This window comes from uncultured Rossellomorea sp., from assembly GCF_947488365.1.
Classification (GTDB): domain Bacteria; phylum Bacillota; class Bacilli; order Bacillales; family Bacillaceae_B; genus Rossellomorea.
In genome coordinates, this window is record NZ_CANKZT010000001.1 from 1,244,954 (window position 1) to 1,262,679 (window position 17,726).

Annotated in this window: 19 protein-coding genes; 6 read left to right on the top strand and 13 right to left on the bottom strand. The window is 42.5% G+C overall.

From position 1 onward, the window contains the following. The first annotated feature begins 49 nt into the window (after positions 1-49). A complete protein-coding gene (locus Q1B03_RS06440; protein ID WP_299739369.1) occupies positions 50-496 on the top strand; it encodes a YtoQ family protein in 447 nt (148 codons plus the stop codon). A 221-nt stretch (positions 497-717) separates the two neighbouring features. Beyond that, the gene (locus tag Q1B03_RS06445) at positions 718-2,211 is read left to right on the top strand and encodes a peptide MFS transporter (protein WP_299739371.1); all 1,494 of its coding nucleotides are present in this window, start codon (positions 718-720) and stop codon (positions 2,209-2,211) included. A 93-nt stretch (positions 2,212-2,304) separates the two neighbouring features. Here Q1B03_RS06445 and Q1B03_RS06450 read toward each other — a convergent pair whose 3' ends face one another. From Q1B03_RS06450 to Q1B03_RS06460, 3 genes are all read right to left on the bottom strand, one after another. Further along, positions 2,305-2,547: a hypothetical protein gene (locus Q1B03_RS06450; RefSeq protein WP_299739373.1), complete on the bottom strand. Its 243-nt coding sequence runs from the start codon at positions 2,545-2,547 to the stop codon at positions 2,305-2,307. A 149-nt stretch (positions 2,548-2,696) separates the two neighbouring features. Next, the gene (locus tag Q1B03_RS06455) at positions 2,697-3,218 is read right to left on the bottom strand and encodes a DUF84 family protein (protein WP_299739375.1); all 522 of its coding nucleotides are present in this window, start codon (positions 3,216-3,218) and stop codon (positions 2,697-2,699) included. Between the two features lie 125 nt (positions 3,219-3,343). Next, positions 3,344-4,417 (bottom strand): M42 family metallopeptidase, encoded by a 1,074-nt coding sequence (locus Q1B03_RS06460; protein ID WP_299739377.1) that lies wholly within the window; start codon positions 4,415-4,417, stop codon positions 3,344-3,346. A gap of 223 nt (positions 4,418-4,640) precedes the next feature. Here Q1B03_RS06460 and Q1B03_RS06465 point away from each other — a divergent pair, with 223 nt between their 5' ends. After that, complete coding sequence (locus Q1B03_RS06465) at positions 4,641-4,955, top strand: PepSY domain-containing protein (protein WP_299739379.1); 315 nt, start codon at positions 4,641-4,643, stop codon at positions 4,953-4,955. A gap of 71 nt (positions 4,956-5,026) precedes the next feature. Here the strand turns inward: Q1B03_RS06465 and Q1B03_RS06470 are convergent, their stop codons facing one another. Next, positions 5,027-5,869 (bottom strand): MBL fold metallo-hydrolase, encoded by an 843-nt coding sequence (locus Q1B03_RS06470; protein WP_299739381.1) that lies wholly within the window; start codon positions 5,867-5,869, stop codon positions 5,027-5,029. Between the two features lie 133 nt (positions 5,870-6,002). Then, positions 6,003-6,647, bottom strand: coding sequence for a tRNA (guanosine(46)-N7)-methyltransferase TrmB (gene trmB, locus Q1B03_RS06475; protein WP_299739383.1), 645 nt, complete (start codon positions 6,645-6,647; stop codon positions 6,003-6,005). Positions 6,648-6,909: 262 nt separating this feature from the next. On the opposite strand from trmB, the gene Q1B03_RS06480 reads away from it, so the two are divergent. Then, the gene (locus tag Q1B03_RS06480; RefSeq protein WP_299739385.1) at positions 6,910-7,188 is read left to right on the top strand and encodes a YtzH-like family protein; all 279 of its coding nucleotides are present in this window, start codon (positions 6,910-6,912) and stop codon (positions 7,186-7,188) included. A 4-nt stretch (positions 7,189-7,192) separates the two neighbouring features. On the opposite strand, the gene Q1B03_RS06485 is transcribed toward Q1B03_RS06480, so the two are convergent. From Q1B03_RS06485 to thpR, 5 genes are all read right to left on the bottom strand, one after another. Next, positions 7,193-7,966, bottom strand: coding sequence for a phosphotransferase family protein (locus Q1B03_RS06485; protein ID WP_299739387.1), 774 nt, complete (start codon positions 7,964-7,966; stop codon positions 7,193-7,195). 187 nt (positions 7,967-8,153) lie between these two features. Continuing rightward, positions 8,154-10,298 (bottom strand): type I pullulanase, encoded by a 2,145-nt coding sequence (gene pulA, locus Q1B03_RS06490; protein WP_299739389.1) that lies wholly within the window; start codon positions 10,296-10,298, stop codon positions 8,154-8,156. Then, on the bottom strand, positions 10,292-11,245 hold the full coding sequence (locus Q1B03_RS06495) for a diacylglycerol kinase family protein (protein ID WP_299739391.1): 954 nt from the start codon (positions 11,243-11,245) through the stop codon (positions 10,292-10,294). The genes pulA and Q1B03_RS06495 overlap by 7 nt, the downstream gene beginning before the upstream one ends. Then, on the bottom strand, positions 11,242-12,210 hold the full coding sequence (locus Q1B03_RS06500) for a nuclease-related domain-containing protein (protein WP_299739393.1): 969 nt from the start codon (positions 12,208-12,210) through the stop codon (positions 11,242-11,244). The genes Q1B03_RS06495 and Q1B03_RS06500 overlap by 4 nt, the downstream gene beginning before the upstream one ends. Positions 12,211-12,224: 14 nt before the next feature. Beyond that, complete coding sequence (gene thpR / locus Q1B03_RS06505) at positions 12,225-12,785, bottom strand: RNA 2',3'-cyclic phosphodiesterase (RefSeq protein WP_299739395.1); 561 nt, start codon at positions 12,783-12,785, stop codon at positions 12,225-12,227. Positions 12,786-12,950: 165 nt separating this feature from the next. Here thpR and cysK point away from each other — a divergent pair, with 165 nt between their 5' ends. Then, positions 12,951-13,880 (top strand): cysteine synthase A, encoded by a 930-nt coding sequence (gene cysK / locus Q1B03_RS06510; RefSeq protein ID WP_299739397.1) that lies wholly within the window; start codon positions 12,951-12,953, stop codon positions 13,878-13,880. A gap of 86 nt (positions 13,881-13,966) precedes the next feature. On the opposite strand, the gene Q1B03_RS06515 is transcribed toward cysK, so the two are convergent. The 3 genes from Q1B03_RS06515 to pepV are packed head-to-tail and all read right to left on the bottom strand — an operon-like array spanning position 13,967 to position 16,541. After that, positions 13,967-14,245 carry a hypothetical protein gene (locus tag Q1B03_RS06515; RefSeq protein ID WP_299739399.1) on the bottom strand — a complete coding sequence of 93 codons (279 nt, stop codon included), beginning with the start codon at positions 14,243-14,245 and terminating at the stop codon, positions 13,967-13,969. A gap of 13 nt (positions 14,246-14,258) precedes the next feature. Next, on the bottom strand, positions 14,259-15,113 hold the full coding sequence (dat, locus tag Q1B03_RS06520; RefSeq protein ID WP_299739401.1) for a D-amino-acid transaminase: 855 nt from the start codon (positions 15,111-15,113) through the stop codon (positions 14,259-14,261). Between the two features lie 21 nt (positions 15,114-15,134). Next, positions 15,135-16,541, bottom strand: coding sequence for a dipeptidase PepV (gene pepV / locus Q1B03_RS06525; RefSeq protein ID WP_299739403.1), 1,407 nt, complete (start codon positions 16,539-16,541; stop codon positions 15,135-15,137). Between the two features lie 563 nt (positions 16,542-17,104). Here pepV and Q1B03_RS06530 point away from each other — a divergent pair. Beyond that, positions 17,105-17,326, top strand: a complete 222-nt coding sequence (locus Q1B03_RS06530; RefSeq protein WP_044340309.1) for a DeoR family transcriptional regulator — start codon at positions 17,105-17,107, stop codon at positions 17,324-17,326. Positions 17,327-17,726 lie beyond the last annotated feature (400 nt).

The window sequence follows — 17,726 nt, forward strand, 5'->3', positions numbered from 1 at the left end:
CACATAGGGTATTTATGATAAAATGACTAAAAACAGGAGGGTGAAAACGATGGAATTTACAGTGTATCTAGCAGGAGAAATACATAGTTCTTGGAGAAACGATCTTAAAGGGAAAGCCAAAGAGCTTGATCTCCCTCTATCTTTCGTCGGACCGATGGAAAATCACGAACGTTCCGATGCTATCGGAGAAGAAATCCTTGGTGAACAACCAAATAAAATTCTCCGCGATGAGGCAGCTTCGAGCATTAACAATCTTCGAACAGAGCTACTGATGAAAAAGGCCGATGTAGTGATTGCCTTGTTTGGAGAAAAATACAAACAGTGGAATACTGCAATGGATGCGAGCACCGCCATCACACTTGGAAAGCCCCTTATCCTTATTCGTCCTGAAGAACTACACCATCCGTTAAAAGAGCTTTCCAATAAGGCAAGTGTTACAGTGACAAACATAGATCAAGCCATTAACACGTTATCGTATATTTTCGAAACCGAATAATCACATCAATAGTAGTAATAAAAGGCTTGTCGTTCAAATTGAACGGCAAGCCTTTTTCATGCTGTCACAGTTTCTACACAACAGAACTTTTTTACTATTTAAAAATAACTTAATATTGGCAATCTAAAGACATTTTATGTTATTATTAGCAATTTATAAACTTTTTTTGACTTTATGAAAATATTAAAATATTATAGTAAAAGAATAAGGGAGGTAGTAACATGTCATCAATGAATAAACAGAAAATTGTGGATAGTGTCCCTCAAAAAGGTTTCTTTGGACATCCAAAGGGATTATTCACTTTATTCTTCACAGAATTTTGGGAGCGCTTTTCCTATTACGGAATGCGTGCCATCCTCGTATTCTACATGTACTATGAGGTTTCAAAAGGCGGTCTGGGCCTTGAGCAAAACACAGCCTTAGCAATCATGTCGATCTATGGTTCACTTGTATATATGTCCGGAGTAATCGGAGGCTGGCTGGCAGATAGAATATTCGGAACTTCGAAAGCCGTCTTCTACGGTGGAATATTCATCATGTTTGGTCATATTGCTCTATCATTTCCAGGAAGTTTAGCCATGTTCTTTGTTTCGATGGTATTGATCGTTGTCGGAACAGGATTATTAAAACCGAACGTTTCAACTGTTGTCGGTGAAATGTATAGCGAAAGTGACACTCGACGCGATGCAGCTTTCAGTATTTTCTATATGGGTATCAACCTTGGTGCATTCATTGCTCCACTGATTGTCGGTAAGCTTATGGAAACAAAAGGATTCCATTGGGGATTCGCGGTAGCAGCGATCGGTATGTTCTTAGGTCTTGTTGTCTTTATGGCGACAAAGAAAAAGAACCTTGGTCTTGCGGGTACGTATGTTCCAAATCCACTTGCACCAGCTGAAAAGAAAAAGTATGGTTTAATCGCAGGATTAGTCGTTGTTGGTCTTGCCATCATTTTAGGTATTACGATTCCAGCAGGCCTATTTACATTAAACGTATTCATCAATTTAGTAGGTATCTTCGGTATCGTCGTTCCAACCATTTACTTTATTGTGATGTACTATAGTCCGAAAACAACAGAAACTGAACGTTCAAGGGTAATAGCTTATATCCCGCTATTTATTGCAGCGGTTATGTTCTGGGCGATTCAAGAACAAGGGTCAACCATCCTTGCAGTTTACGCTGATAAGAGAACTGACCTTGAATTCATGGGAATCAGCATTTCACCAGCCTGGTTCCAATCATTAAACCCGTTATTTATTATTCTATTAGCTCCAGTATTTGCATGGATGTGGGTGAAACTGGGTGATCGTCAACCATCGATTCCAAAGAAATTCTCATTTGGTCTATTGTTTGCCGGTTTATCATTCTTAGTGATCCTATTACCTGCCTACTTCGGGGGAGAAGATTCACTAGTAAGTCCATTATGGCTAGTACTTAGTTACCTCATCGTTGTACTTGGTGAGCTATGCTTATCACCAGTCGGTCTTTCTGCCACGACGAAGCTTGCTCCAGAAGCATTCTCTGCTCAAACAATGAGTCTTTGGTTCTTGGCTTCTGCTGCTGCACAGGCGTTGAATGCACAGCTTGTACGTTTCTACACACCTGAAACAGAAACGATGTACTTTGGTGCAATCGGAGGGATGGCAATCGTATTGAGTATTGCTCTATTCCTGCTTTCACCTAAGATTCAGGCATACATGAAAGGTGTAAAATAATTGATTTAACCCTCTGAATGGTTTCAGAGGGTTTTTTGTATGGCTTATGCCTTTGTTAAAAAGTTTGTAGAGATAAAGAAAAGGAACTCCGCTTCAACACGGAGTCCCATTCCAACTATTAAAAGAAGTCACAGCCACATTTTCTTCTACGTCGTCTTCTGCGGTTATCTTCAGCTCCAAAAACATCGTCGTCTCTTCTTCTGCGACATCTTCTACGACGATCATCGTCATCTCCAAATAGGTTGCATCTTCTTCTGTCACCAAATAAAAAATTATCCCAGTCACAGCATCTTCTGTCATCACGATGATCATCGCGACGTCCTCCGACTCGGTCATTACAATAATGGCATCCCATAAATTCTAACCTCCTTAGAAAGAATTTATCAGATATAATAAAGTCTGATATACTCCATCCTATGAGGGGCTGGTAGATTTGGTATGGGCCAAGTACCTTTTATAGGTAAAAGTATGATGGATTATTTGCCCTACACCTTATTCCTGAACTGCCACTGGCCTATCAACAGCTGAACCACGTGCAGGAACATGGCCTCTCTTGTAATGAGCCCGTTCGTAAACACACCGATAGCACCTTCTTTTTTTCTAACCCCAGACTTTTGAGTATACTCGTCCATCAGGGGTCCCAGCTCTTTCCCAGCCTTTAACTTGCTGCTGATTTCTTTAGGTAAGGAAATCCTGGCACCTCCCCCGATGATTTCGTTCCCGCTGCGATCCACAAGAGCACCCCAGTTACAGACAAACATTCCATATAGTGATTCCGTCACTCCCCCTTCAAGACCAATACCAATCTCACTATCTGATGCCCGTAATACGTTCTTCGCTCGATTTAGCGCACCTTCGATCGTCTCTTGATCAGAAAAAGGCTGCTCACTTACATGAGACTCTGTTTTGAGACACTCGAAAAGAACGTCCTCGTATTGTTCGTTGAATGCCTTTTGAATGGCTTGTACCTTTGCAGGGTTGGTCGTTCCAATTGCTACTTTTAACAAATAAATACCTCATTTCTATATAAGAGACGCCGTGCTGGCGCACTCTTTTTCTCTCTATAAAAAAACTGTCTCAAGAAGTACCTGAACGAGACAGTCTTTTTGGTCTATTTTTTTAGAAGAGTTACTTATGCATTCGATTTAATCGATTGGATTGTAGAACGATCACATTGCTTCACTAATTTGACAATCAGTTCTTTCGCAGCTGCATAATCATCTACATGTATCATGGATGCATGTGTGTGGATATATCTTGAACAGATACCAACAACTGCACTTGGGACCCCTTCATTTGACATATGTACTCTTCCGGCATCTGTTCCGCCTTGAGAAACAAAATATTGATAAGGAATGTCATTTGATTCAGCTGTATCAAGAACGAATTCCCTGATGCCTCTGTGGGTAACCATTGAACGATCAAGAATGCGAAGAAGAGCACCTTTCCCTAATTGGCCAAATTCATTTTTGTCCCCTGACATATCATTTGCCGGACTTGCATCGAGGGCAAAGAAAATATCCGGATTAATCATATTAGCTGCTGTCTGGGCACCGCGTAGTCCGACTTCCTCCTGAACCGTGGCTCCAGAGTATAGGGTGTTGGGAAGTGTCACACCTTGCAGCTCTTTTAACAGTTCAATGGACAATCCGCATCCATAACGGTTATCCCAGGCCTTTGCAAGTATTTTTTTCTCATTCGCCATTGGTGTAAACGGACAAATCGGTACAATCTGCTGCCCTGGTTTAATCCCGATTTCAAGTGCATTATCCCGATCATCCGCACCGATATCAATGAGCATATTCTTGATATCCATCGGCTTTCTTCGTTGTTCTTCTCCCAGCAAGTGAGGGGGGATACTTCCGATTACACCCGTTACAGGCCCGTTATCCGTAATGATCTGAACACGCTGAGCCAACAGGACCTGACTCCACCATCCGCCAAGGGTTTGAAAACGGATCATCCCATTATCCGTAATGGACGTGACCATAAAGCCTACTTCATCCATATGTCCCGCCACCATGACAACAGGGTCCTGATCTTTGCCTTTTTTCACTCCAAATATCCCACCCAGGCGATCCTGGACAATGTCATCTGAGTATTGAGACAATTGTTCTTTCATAAATTTACGGACCGCATGCTCATTACCGGGTGCTCCCGGCAATTCAGTCAATGTTTTAAAAAGTTCCAACGTATCTTGTTTCATGTCATATGCCCCTTTTATATAAAATCTACTTTATGTATAATCTTATTTTACAGAACTTTCGAACGTCTTACCACCAATTGAGATGAAAAGGAGTTCTCTTTTTTATTATTTCTTTGATAGAATGTACCTATAGATGGAAAATTATCGAGAATCACCAGGGAGATAGTGGATAGTATGCTATCCCTTAACATCAAATACTCATTGCCTGTGGAGGGAATAAAAAATGAACTGGAAATCTTTCATGATCGGAATCGGAATCGGGGCAGTAGGCGGATATTTTCTTAAAGAAAAACTGGATGATTCAAACATGGTTTCTGCCGAAAAAGTTTTAAGGGACGTAAAACTTTCATTCAAAAAAGAGGGGAACATCGATGGCTCCTGGATCGGAATGAAGCCCGAAGACTATCAGAAGCACTCGGTAACAACGAAAGTTTATAAAGGTGGCGTATCCAGAAGAAAAGACGGTGAACTGGAGCAATATGAATTTTTAGCAGATGCGTATACGGGCACTGTTGTGGATGTGTATCCTTTATCTTAAAAATGGCAAAACAGCATGATTTAAAAGGATGATCCCAACATGCCTTGGGACCATCCTTTTCTCAAACATCATTATTTTTCCCTCAGTACGTGATCAACGATTTCTCCATCTCTATTCCACTTGATCCCTCTATAAACCGCATCATGATAGAATAGGAACCAGTATTCTCCTTCAATCGCTTGATTGATCCACTTGTCTTTGGCATCGATGGACGTCATTGGATAGTCGTCGTAAGCCAGTACCCACAGTGGATTTTTGTGCGCGTGAGTAGGCATGATATCTGCCATATGAATGAACTTCTCCCCGTTATGCTCTAAAAGGATAATCGAATGCCCGTCACTGTGACCTCCCGTATGCACCATTGTGATTCCAGGAAGTACTTCCTTTTCTCCTTCGAACGTTTCCACTTGGGATTGAATACTCTCCCAATTTTCTTTCCAGTATGTATTGCGGGAGCGCACATTCGGATTTCTCATTTCATCCCATTCCACTTGGGAGGTGTAAATGGTTGCATTCGGGAATACAGGAACAAGCGTATCGCCCTCATATTTTGTTAAACCGCAAGCATGATCGAAATGCATGTGGGTCATCAACACCACATCAATATCATCTGGTTTCAAGCCCAGTGCTTCGAGGGATCTCTCGATATCCGACTCTTCATGCACACCATAGTTACGTCTTTGTTTCTCATTCAGCTTCCCTTTACCAATACCTGATTCAATTAATACATTCTTCCCTTCCCATTTGAAAAAGAGCGGATCTGTTCGTAATTCGATCTGATTCAAGTCATTCACGGCATATTTTTTTGACCAAAGAGGCTTTGGGACCACTCCGAACATAGCTCCACCATCCATGTGAGTGACGCCGCCATTCAGCCAGTGTATCGTTAGATCTCCAACTTTCAACGTTTCCATTTTGACTCCTCCTTTGTTCATACCCTTTTATTTTATCAGAATTTACGGACAACTTATAGGTGGATGCTCGGATCGCTGCAGCCAATATGAAAAAACAGCCCTGCGAGATCTGCAGGGCTGCTTTAGCTGTGAATTATTGATTTTGATATTGGGCTTCGACCCGGTAGATTCTTTGGCCTTTGGCTGAGAATTTTTCTTCGTATTCAGTCATGATATTGCCTTCAAACTCACTATTATGAAGGTCGAGGCTCAAGAAATTCAGATGCAGGCCGTACCAGGAGAAGCTCTTTAATGAGTACTCGAATAAGCCTTGATTGTCTGTCTTAAAGTGGATTTCTCCGCCTTTGATCAGCACATCTTCATATAGCTTCAGAAAATCTTTATAAGTCAGTCGACGTTTTTCATGTCTGTTTTTCGGCCATGGATCAGAGAAGTTCAAGTATACTCGACTTACTTCTTCCGATGCGAAGTATTCAGTCAGGTTCTTTGCATCGACATTTAACAGCTTGACGTTAGGAAGCTCAGCTTCGATTAAACGATCAAGAGCTGTTACAATGACGCTTTCATATAACTCGATTCCAATATAATTAACGTCCGGATTGGCTCTGGCCATCTCCGTGACAAATTGACCTTTTCCTGTTCCTACCTCGATGTGGATAGGATTGTCATTACCAAACTCTTTATTCCATTGACCTTTTATCTCCTGGGGTTCTGCCACAACATACTGTGGATGGTCACTGATTTTCTCAGAAGCCCACGGTTTATTACGTAAACGCATGTAGACACCTCTTTTTTTATTATCGAAAAAAACATACCACGACTATCCGTCCTGTGCAAGAGCCAAAATAGAGCCAATCCCGTTTCGGATCTTCTGGCTAACATACCCACTTAAGGTCCGTCCCTCAAAAAGCGCGCATAAATGAAAAAGGAATTCACACACTAATAGTGAATTCCTTTTTCGGGTCTGGTCATTTTGAAGGGCTGAAAAAGTACGTGTTTTCTTTAAATCTTTGAGAGACGAAAATGAAAGGGTGTACTCTATGCCTTTAAATTCACAGAATCAAATGCAGTTATTATCAGATATTTTAAGCAATCACAGCACGGATTGCTGCGGTTCGGTTTCTGAATGTGAGCAAGTTGAACGATTGGTGAAGTCATTAATGGTTAACGCTGATATTCATGAAAACGTAAAGCCTGTCCTGCAAGAAATTTATCAGTACAGTAAGAGCGGGATATCCTCACCTGACTTATCGAACCATATCACGACCAATCAAGAAAACTTGTCCCAATGGGTTACGGATATGAATAGCTACTCTTAATAAATCAGATCACCTTATGCAAGTATTCAATCCAATGATTCATCTCGTGGAATCGTGCTTTCCCTTTATGCCACTGAATGGATAAAATCGTTTGTGCGACCACATACCATTTCATTCGCAGCTTTAAGTTATCGGTTAACTCAACGCCGTATTGAGTTAACCAGCCTTCCCATTGCTCCTCAGGGATATACCAGTATAATAACAGACCTACATCAAAGGCCGGGTCTGCAATCATGGCCCCGTCCCAATCAATTAAATACAACTGGTTGTAATCAGACAGCAGCCAGTTGTTATGATTAACATCTCCGTGGCAGACTACATATTCTTCTTGTTGAACATCCACAAGCTCTTTTTGAAGAAACAGGAGTGCCTCTCTGATGACAGGTAATGAAAGAAGATCGAATTCTAAGCCTGTCTCCACTTCTGTGAGCATATGCTCGGGTTGAAACGGCTCTTTTCCCAACCGCTCAAGCATGGTTGAAAGCGGCTTAGAGGAATGAATCTTATTGAGCAGCTTGGCCACTCTTTCATCCTTCATCTCTTCAGGCTTTAATTCTCTCCCATTTAACCAGTGTTGTGCCGTTATGACATCCCCGTTTTCCATTCGTTTTGTCCAAACAAGCTTTGGCACAATTCCTTCTGCTGATAATACAGCTACAAAAGGGGAGGAATTACGTTTCAGAAATAATCTTTGCTCCTGATACTGAGCAAAGAACGCTTCTCCAGTTGCACCGCCTGCGGGGACTATTTCCCAATCTTGGTCAAATAAGTGTTCCAATATATTCACCTTCTATTGGTCCTTTGTCATGTTTATATGTTCTTTACGATATTATTAAATTCATTTATTTACTGTCAAAAAAAGTCTTATAAAATAAAAAAGACAGCTATTGGGCAATACAATCAATAGCCATCTGTTTAAGATTTTATCGTCATCTTGCGTTTTCGTCAAGCACTGGAATGAACTGTTACCTTACAAATACATAGGAAGAGACGGGTTCAAGGGTTATGGTCGGCTTCTCTACCTCATAAAGACCGTTTACATTTGCCCGATTACCATCTGATAAACAAATCCAATCTTTTCCTTCTGGAAGAGAATAGTCACATTTTTTCGTATCTGAATGGAAGACCATGAAGATCTCATTCCACGGACCATACGGGTGTACATTCCGATAGTGAACGACGACAAGATTTTCAATGCTATGGGAGACTTCTACATGCTCCCTGATCAACCCGCTCTTCTGAAAACGGAAGGCGCCGTGACTTTTACGGATTTGAATCAGCGCTTTAACATATTGGACAACCTCATCATATTCTTCTCTTCTGACCCAGTCTAATTGATTGATTTCCACTGGAGAATTGTAGCTATTCTCAATGCCGTTTTTCGTTCTGAAGAATTCCTGTCCTGCATGAAGAAAAGGGATTCCTTGTGATAACAACACCATCGTAGTTGACAATTTATGGCGATCCATAAGGGTTCCTTCTTCTTCATTTAAACAAGCCTTCATTTTATCCCAAAGGGTGTGGTTATCATGGGATTCCACATAGTTGACCGATTGAGTCGGCTCTTTAAAGAGTCCTCTTTCTCCATTTTTCATCCCGACACTTCCAGTCAGGACGAGTTCCACTTTTTGTTCCAAATGACCGTGACCGAGGGCAAATCCTTTGTCATATAAGTTAAAGGTACTTCCTTTAATCGTGTCCCGGAACCAATCATTGAATTGACCGATACCTTGAAGTTGATGGGCGTTACGCAGGTTAGCTTTTTGATGGGGGGGCAGAGGCGTATTCAGGTCCCAACCTTCTCCTATTAAAATGGCTCCTGGCAAAACCTTCTCCACTTCTTCACGGATTGTGGCCATTGTCTTAATATCAAGAATTCCCATTAGATCAAAACGGAAGCCGTCGACACCGTATTCTTCTATCCAATAAAGAATCGAATCAACGATGAATTTCCTGGCCATCAGGCGTTCGGAAGCAAAGTCATTTCCCACTCCGGTCCCGTTTGACGGTAAGCCATTTTCATCATGACGGAAGAAATATCCGGGTACGAGCTTTTCAAAAGACGAATCCTCCCGAATGAAAACATGGTTGTACACCACATCCAGTATGACCCTGATATTTTCTTCATGAAGGCTTCGAATCACGCTTTTCAGTTCATTGATTCGTTCATATGGATCTTCAGGCTTTAAGCTGTAGCTTCCTTCAGGTGCGTTAAAAAACAAAGGATTATATCCCCAATTGTAGTTTTTATCGGCAGGGTGATCGGTCACCCCATCGAAATCATTTACAGGAAGCAGTTCAACATGGGTGATCCCCAGCTCCTTCAGGTACTGAATTCCACTGCTGAATCCACTTGGAGTGGAAGTCCCTTTTTCTGTAAAAGCACGATACTTTCCTCTATATTTCATGCCGCTTTCTTTTTGAGCTGAGAAATCGCGAATGTTCAACTCATAAATGACTGCATCCGTCGGAGATGATAATGGTGGAAGGGAGGAAAGAGCCTCACCTTTACCCAGATTTACAACACATCCCCACTCACTATCGTAGGAAACGGATTTAGCGTATGGATCGATCGATTCATCCCATACTAAATTGATGCACGTAAGAATCGTATAATAATACCCATCTACATTGGTATTCACCTTACATTCCCATACGCCGTTCTCGACTCTCGCGAATGGATACTGGATTTCTTCATCATCAGGGGATTTCAGCTTTAATCTTACCTCTGTTGACGTGGGAGCCCATACTTTAAATACGGTGCACCCTTCTTGGTATGTAACACCAAGGTCATCCCCATCGTAATAATAGCGTTGATCAAATTCCTCGGTTCTAATGACCGCCCCGATCTGTAGGTCTGTCTTTGTGTTATGCTCATCCACCACTTCATACGTTTTCCCTAAAATAACCTTTTCGCCTTGGATTGTCGTGACATATTTCATGGCATCATTGAGGGGAATCTTTTCTTCAATGTGAAGAGCTATTTTTTCACTTCCCTTTATCAGGGTGAAGTGACTTGAATGACCTTCATGATAATCGTATGGAAGAATCATAGTAATCGTATTGAACATATCTAAAAACGCATCGTAATGCCTGCTAATGACTAACACTTCTGCCACCCACTTCTGTTTAACATTTTCCAACTTAATGGAAGAACATTCACCTTCAATTCATCAGCCTTCTTCAGTTCTTCAATAGTATCTCCGTCTGCGTGAACAGGTACATCCTGACTCGATCGAACCGTAATCATCTTTCCCGTACGCGTGCTGACTTCTTTGAAAGCCGTATGTTTTCCGAAGAAGACGGATAGAAAGACCAAGAGTAATTTCCACCTGGATAAACCGTGGACGAGAGTCATATCGATGTAGCCATCTTGAGGACAGGCCTGTGGGGCGATTTTCATCCCTCCGCCAAAAAAAGGCTGATTCGAAATCGTCACAAACCATACCTTGTGGAACCGTTGTTCTTTTCCATCGACCCTTATCGAAAGAGAAAAAGGTTTAAACGTAAACGCTTCCTTACAAAGAAGGATAGGATAGATCAACTGCCCAAGGGACCATTTGTTCAACCACTTTTTAAAGGGAGAACGATTTGCCATCCGGGCAATTTGCGCATCAAAGCCTATTCCTATATTATTCACAAAATGCCCATTTGGTCCGCTGCTCATGGAATATTGACCAGAATCCCAAAGCACGATATCCTCTTTTTTTAATCCCTGCTTTATTAAGGTATATGCTTGTTTTTGATTGTTAGGCCAATTATAGCCTCTTGCAAAATCATTACCGCTTCCTGATGGAATATACCCTATAACGACCTTGTCAAAACCGATTGTTCCACTGACCACAGAGTTCATGGTGCCATCTCCACCGACTCCCACGACCAAGAGCAATTCGTCAGGAGATTCGTTGACCTTACTTGCGACAATGCTCTTTACGTCCCCGGGGTGCTCTGTCACAAACATTTCATATGGAATGTCGATTGTTTGACTAAATTGATTCCATGAAGTTAAGGAATGATGGTTCTTTGCAGAAGGGTTCACGATAAAAATCGTTTTCATTGTTGATTCTCATCTGAACCAACCGTCTGTTCTTCCCACTGAAGCCTTCTGAAAGAAGTGGTTTCGCAATACTCCATGATGGCTTGTGCCGCTTTTAGCTGCACACTCTTGATTGGAGAAGAGCTTGAACGCTGCTGTTGGAACCATTCGTTGTGATACCGTTTATCCAGAAACTGGATGCCCACTGGAGCCTGTGGGTAATCTATGTATCCATTCCTGCTTATCACACCTTTATAAATAGGGAGCTCCACTCCTTCATATTGAATGATCTGATGGAGTATACTCTCCATTCTCCTTAGACCGATAAGAGGGTTTAATACCTTCGTCTCGACATCTCCCCATTTTTTCAGCCAAAATCGTTCTCCAGATCCGATATAGGCGGTTCCTTCCTCAAATTCAAGAAAGGTTAGGCACCATATTCCTGTCGGAGTGATCAAAATGGTTTCGAGCTCTACAGGTGCTTGTTTAATTCTTAGTACCGGGTTGTACATCACGAATATGTTATCTGGAAAGCGCTGAAGCAGGTAGCGCAAGCGTTCGTCATAATGATAGCTGTTGTCTACATAGGATTTCTCCATAATCGTGGAGCTTGCCCATCTCAACTGAAAATCAAATAAAAGGTCCAGGAAGGAAACCTTTAATTCTTCCTCTGTAGAGATATCTTGATGTGAATCCATTTCGATTTCAATTTCGTCATCATTCAGTTGAATAGAACTTGACTGCTCCTCTTCTTGAGCTCCTTTCTTTTTAAAGAGTGAAAAGAGCTTCTCCTTCATGGAGTTCCCTTCCTCCTCTGGCACTTCATCCTTCATGATGGGTGTAACGGGAGGAAGAGCGCCGTTTTCCCAATGTTGTTTCATTTTTTCCCATTGCTGCTTTTTTAATCGGACAAATTGGGAAGGATATTTATATAAATCCGTTTCGTACCTGGAAACGTAATCTTGGAGTTTAATCAGTTGTGCCATATGAATCTATCCTTTCATGACGGTCGATATGCCTGTAATGATTTGGTGTAAATGGCTTCATACTTTGGCAGTCTATCTAAGTGGGTTTGATATAACACAATTTCTCCTGCTGTGAAGGAGTGGGTATCAGTCGGCTGAAACGCATTTAACCATTCGGGAGTAAAAGGGAAGTCTTTATTCCACTTCCGCCCTACTGTGATATGTGGAGAAAAAGGTCTCTTATCTAATTGAAAGCCCGCTTCTTCACACGCATCATACATACGGTCCCGAACCCGTTGTAATGCTTCTGATGGCTGAACACCCATCCAAAGTATTCTGGGTGAATCACTTTTGCCAAAGATCCCGAAGTAATCCAGGGTTAAAGGGAAGGCAGAACACTCCAGAGCCCCTACTTTATGGATCACGGGTTGAAGTTCATCCGCATTTCCTAAGAAGGCTAATGTGATGTGATAATCCTGCGGGTGCACCCAGCGCTGAAAGGAATCCTCATCCTTCATTGGCTGCGTCCATTTATGAATATGGCGTTTCGTTTCCTGAGACAGGGAAAGTGCAAAGAAATAGTGAGCTTTCAACATATCACTCGTCCTTTCATTTATTACTACCATTTTAGCAAAATGTGTCATGAGAGAGAATGAATAGGAGGAAATGCAATAAAAATGAAATACAAAGCGCATTTATTTGATAAGATTTATATGAATTAGTACGATAGAAGAAGAACGTTTTCTGAAAGGAAGTTGAACATGAAAGTTGTACAAAATATTGCTGAATTGATCGGGGACACTCCACTAGTCAAATTGAATCGCCTCAATCCTGCTGACGGGGCGGATGTGTATGTTAAATTAGAATTCTATAATCCGAGTAAAAGTGTGAAGGACCGTGCTGCCTTTCAAATGATCGTTGAAGCAGAGAAGGAAGGCTTATTGAAGGCAGGATCGACCATTATAGAGCCGACGAGTGGAAACACCGGCATCGGCCTTGCCATGAATGCAGCCGCAAGGGGATATCGCGCAATCCTGGTGATGCCCGATACGATGACTCAAGAGCGTATTAATCTGTTAAAAGCATATGGAGCTGAAGTAGTCTTAACACCTGGAGATGACAAAATGCCGGGTGCTATTGAAAAAGCGAAAGAATTAACAGAGCAAATTCCAAACAGCTTCATGCCGATGCAGTTTGAAAACGATGCGAACCCAAATGCCCACAGGGAAACGACTGCTCTCGAGATTGTCGAAGCCATGAAAGAAATCGGCAAGCCCTTATCTGCATTTGTTGCGACTGCCGGAACGGGCGGCACGATTACAGGGACAGGTGAAGTGTTAAAAGAGCACTACCCGGATCTTGCCGTTCATGTGGTGGAGCCGGCAGGATCCCCGGTTCTTTCTGGAGGAAAGCCAGGGAAGCATAAATTAGTCGGGACGAGTCCCGGGTTTGTTCCAGATATTTTAAATACGGAAGTGTATGATGAAATTCATAAAATCGAAGACGAGCAAGCCTACGATATCGCCCGTAGAATGGCAAGTGAAGAAGGAATTCTGGTAGGACCTTCATCAGGAGCCGCTTGTTATGCAGCCATTGAAGTGGCGAAGAAATTATCACCGGAAGATGTAGTCGTGTGCATTGCCTGCGATACAGGAGAAAGATATCTATCAAGCGACCTGTTCAGATTTTAATATACAAAAGCGCTTCGACTTACTTCTCGATCCGGACGATAACCAAAAGAGGCTGCGCCCATAACGGCGCAGCCTCTTCCTTATGTTCATTTAACCTTATGATACTGCGTAATGAAATGTTCAGGAGATGACTTAACAACAAACGTCCACACTCCTTCAATCGTGTGCAGATACAAAAAAGTATAGAAAGCTGACAATGGTTTGCTTGTCACATCCATCACGTCCTTGATGGTGAAGCTTTTCGTAGGAGTCTCGATTCGATCACTGTATAAATAAAGATGCTCCTCTGTCTCTACGGTGAATTGCCGGTTGTCTTCTATTCTACGTTCGGTCTTCATAAATGGTTGTGAACAAATCAATCTCATTTAAAGCCTCCAACTATTTTACCGGGCTTTGTTCCCTTTTTCTTTCACTAAAGAGTGCCTGCAGCTTTTTCGTTACAGTACCGGGTTTCCCATTCCCGACCACCTGTTGATCGATCTTAATGACGGGCATGACTTCTGAAGTCGTACTTGCGATGAATACTTCATCCGCTTCGAGAAGATCATGGACAAGAAACGTCTCTTCTTGAAAAGAGATATTATTTCTTCTGCATAAATCTTCAATGACTCTTCTAGTAATACCATTGAGTATCAGGTTTGTAGCGGGATGTGTGTAGATGACTCCATCTTTCACCATGAATGCATTAGAAGAGGAGCCTTCCGTCACAGTATCCCCTCGATGCAAAATGGCTTCGAAATGCCCCTCGGAAGCAGCTTCTTCTTTTGCCAGGAGGTTTCCGAGAAGATTCAAGCTCTTAATATCACATCTCAGCCACCTGATATCTTCGACCAGCTTAGCTGTTACACCTTGCTCCATCTGGTGAAGAGGAACAGGAAAATCTTTGGTATAAGCAACGACGCTTCCCATTACATCTTTTGAAGGAAAATGGTGCTGACGGGAAGATACACCGCGGGTCACTTGCACATAAACAATCCCGTCTTTCACTTGATTGGAATCGATAAGCTCCAGAAGATGTGCCGTCAGTTCTTCTTCCGAATACGGAATGGACAGCTTCATCTTTTCAGCACTTTGATAAAGTCGCTCCATATGCTCCTTCATCGTGAACGTGTTTCCGCCGTATACGCGAATCACTTCATAGATTCCATCCCCGAATTGATAACCCCGATCCTCAATATCAATCTTCGCATCGGCACGATCGATGACTTCCCCATTTACAAATACTGTGTTCATTCTGCTCTCCCCTTGTCTCTCTTAAGATTCACAGGCTAATTCATAGATAGCCTGTGCGTAAATAGCCGTTGCTTTCAGGAGATCCTCTATATACATATATTCATCCTTCTGATGAGCAATATCTTCACGGCCCGGGAATAAAGCTCCAAATGCTACGCCTGCCTCTAAGCTTCTGGCGTAAGTCCCTCCACCGATGCTTAATAACTCGCCTCTCTCACCGGTTTGATCCTCATATACCTTTTTCAGCGTTTGAACGAGTTCATCGTCTTTCGACACATGATGAGGTTTACTATCTGAGAAGTTCTCAATTGAATAGCCTTCTATGTTCTCGATGATTGCCTTTCCTTTTTCCATCTCAAACGTAACCGGATAACGCATGTTTAATCCTAATCGTCCACCATCAGCATCTGAATAGCGCAGTTTCCCTACGTTGATCGTTAAATCTCCCGTAATATCGTCACGGTAGCTTACACCGAGTTGAATCCCTCTTGAATCTTTAAAGAAATGCTTGGTCGTGAACTCAAAGAATTCTTTTCCTTTAGAAGATAGTGGCAGCTGTGATAAGAATGCGGCTAAGTAGAGACCCGCATTCTTCCCGTTGTCAGGCTCCATTCCATGTGAAGAAACACCTTCGACTTCAAAAACAAGCTCGCCGTTTTCGATGTAATAGTTACCTTTGATGTTTTCTTCCTTTGTGAAAATTTCAAAGTTTTGAACCCATTTTGTATGGTCCTCGTCCACTAGAAGGACTGCCTTTGCATAGTCAGGAACCATGTTGTAGCGGCGGCCGGACTCGAAGGACAGGACTTTGATGCCTGATTGGGACGCATCCGCTGGTTCTGTTTGAACTAAATCATAGTCGGCAATCCCTTTTTCTGCATGAATGATCGGGAAATCGGCATCAGGAGCAAATCCCATTGTAGGCATTTCTTCTTTTTTGAAATAGTGCTCTACACATCTCCAGTCACTTTCCTCATCTGTCCCAATGATCATGCGGATTCGCTTATTAAAGGTGGGATCAAGATCTTTTACGATTTTCATGGCATAGTAAGCAGCCATTGTAGGACCTTTGTCGTCGATCGCTCCACGGGCGAAAATCTTACCGTCTTTTATCTCACCGCCATAAGGATCGACACTCCATCCATCCCCTTCCGGCACAACATCCACATGACAAAGGATGCCGAGAAGGTCATTTCCTTCCCCAAATCCTAAATGCCCTGCAAGATGATCCACATTCTTAGGGGTGAAACCGTCTTTCTCACCAAGGGTTAACAGATAGTCCAGCGCTTCTTTCACGCCTTTTCCCAGCGGTGCTTCCTCTGTCGCATTCTCTTCATCCAACACACTTTTAATTTGCAGGAAATGTTGCAGATCCTTAAGCAAATCGTCCTTCCGCTTCTCCACTTCATTTGTCCAATTGATACTCATTCGTTTCCACCTGCTCTATATGTATTTACTTCTCCTATCATTTTATACTGTTTCATGGGGAAATCCAAACAGAGAGAATTTTGCTGAATCACCCCTGGAAGTGCAGGGCTCTGTCAATCAATGTGTGCTGGATGGTGAGGGGAACCGCTTCGCTTGCAGCTAGCGTTCGGCCGGGGAATCTTGTGCCTCCAGCGGAAAGGAACGGTCCACGTTTTGTTCCTACACTCATCCTCTAGCGCAAATCGACAACTTCCTTTCTTCTGTGAGATAGAAATAATCTATACAAAAAGAGCTTTATAAGATAAAAAATACATATATTTAGCATTTTATTCATATTCTAGGAATACAACCATGAGTTACTACGTAAATTGTTTGTAAATTTGGACAATATTCTAGAAATTTTGTCGGATTAGGGTTACAATGTAATTGTCTGACATCTTATGAGTAAACTTTATATGTAGAAAAGGGGTTGTCTAAAGCGCATAGTACATATGGTAGCACGTGAGGTGCACAAATGACGCATGTAGTCTTTGCCTTTGGAAAAATGATGAGGGAGTGGTTCTTTGAAACCTTCAACCAATCGTATGCTAACTAGAATCAAAGCTGTATACATGTACATTAAACAGAAAGGTACTGTAACAACTCAAGATCTTGTAGACGAATTTGGCATTACTCCTCGCACCATACAAAGAGATCTCAACGTGTTAGCTTACAATGACTTGGTGCAAAGCCCAAGTCGCGGTCAATGGACAACTACGGAGAAGAAAGTGAAGATGACTTCTTAATAGAAATGCGGAGGCGGCTCGTTCAGGCCCGACAAGCATAAGTCGAGAACACCGGAAAGGCGCCCTTTGCCTTTTTGGTGTTCTTGACTTATGACCTCGAGGGACTAGCCGCCGGAGCTGGACACATAGAAATGCGGAGGCGGCTCGTTCAGGCCCGACAAGCATAAGTTGAGAACACCGGAAAGGCGCCCTTTGCCTTTTTGGTGTTCTTGACTTATGACCTCGAGGGACTAGCCGCCGGAGTTGGACACATAGAAATGCGGAGGCGGCTCGTTCAGGCCCGACAAGCATAAGTCGAGAACACCGGAAAGGCGCCCTTTGCCTTTTTGGTGTTCTTGACTTATGACCTCGAGGGACTAGCCGCCGGAGCTGGACACATAGAAAAGCGGAAGGGCTTCGC

Bases quoted from the DNA above. Each gene is read 5' to 3' on its own strand.
- Q1B03_RS06440 (WP_299739369.1), top strand. From the start codon at position 50: ATGGAATTTACAGTGTATCTAGCAGGAGAAATACATAGTTCTTGGAGA.
- Q1B03_RS06445 (WP_299739371.1), top strand. From the start codon at position 718: ATGTCATCAATGAATAAACAGAAAATTGTGGATAGTGTCCCTCAAAAA.
- Q1B03_RS06450 (WP_299739373.1), bottom strand. From the start codon at position 2,547: ATGACCGAGTCGGAGGACGTCGCGATGATCATCGTGATGACAGAAGAT.
- Q1B03_RS06460 (WP_299739377.1), bottom strand. From the start codon at position 4,417: ATGAAACAAGATACGTTGGAACTTTTTAAAACATTGACTGAATTGCCG.
- Q1B03_RS06465 (WP_299739379.1), top strand. From the start codon at position 4,641: ATGAACTGGAAATCTTTCATGATCGGAATCGGAATCGGGGCAGTAGGC.
- Q1B03_RS06470 (WP_299739381.1), bottom strand. From the start codon at position 5,869: ATGGAAACGTTGAAAGTTGGAGATCTAACGATACACTGGCTGAATGGC.
- trmB (WP_299739383.1), bottom strand. From the start codon at position 6,647: ATGCGTTTACGTAATAAACCGTGGGCTTCTGAGAAAATCAGTGACCAT.
- Q1B03_RS06480 (WP_299739385.1), top strand. From the start codon at position 6,910: ATGCCTTTAAATTCACAGAATCAAATGCAGTTATTATCAGATATTTTA.
- Q1B03_RS06495 (WP_299739391.1), bottom strand. From the start codon at position 11,245: ATGAAAACGATTTTTATCGTGAACCCTTCTGCAAAGAACCATCATTCC.
- Q1B03_RS06500 (WP_299739393.1), bottom strand. From the start codon at position 12,210: ATGGCACAACTGATTAAACTCCAAGATTACGTTTCCAGGTACGAAACG.
- thpR (WP_299739395.1), bottom strand. From the start codon at position 12,785: ATGTTGAAAGCTCACTATTTCTTTGCACTTTCCCTGTCTCAGGAAACG.
- cysK (WP_299739397.1), top strand. From the start codon at position 12,951: ATGAAAGTTGTACAAAATATTGCTGAATTGATCGGGGACACTCCACTA.
- Q1B03_RS06515 (WP_299739399.1), bottom strand. From the start codon at position 14,245: ATGAGATTGATTTGTTCACAACCATTTATGAAGACCGAACGTAGAATA.
- dat (WP_299739401.1), bottom strand. From the start codon at position 15,113: ATGAACACAGTATTTGTAAATGGGGAAGTCATCGATCGTGCCGATGCG.
- pepV (WP_299739403.1), bottom strand. From the start codon at position 16,541: ATGAGTATCAATTGGACAAATGAAGTGGAGAAGCGGAAGGACGATTTG.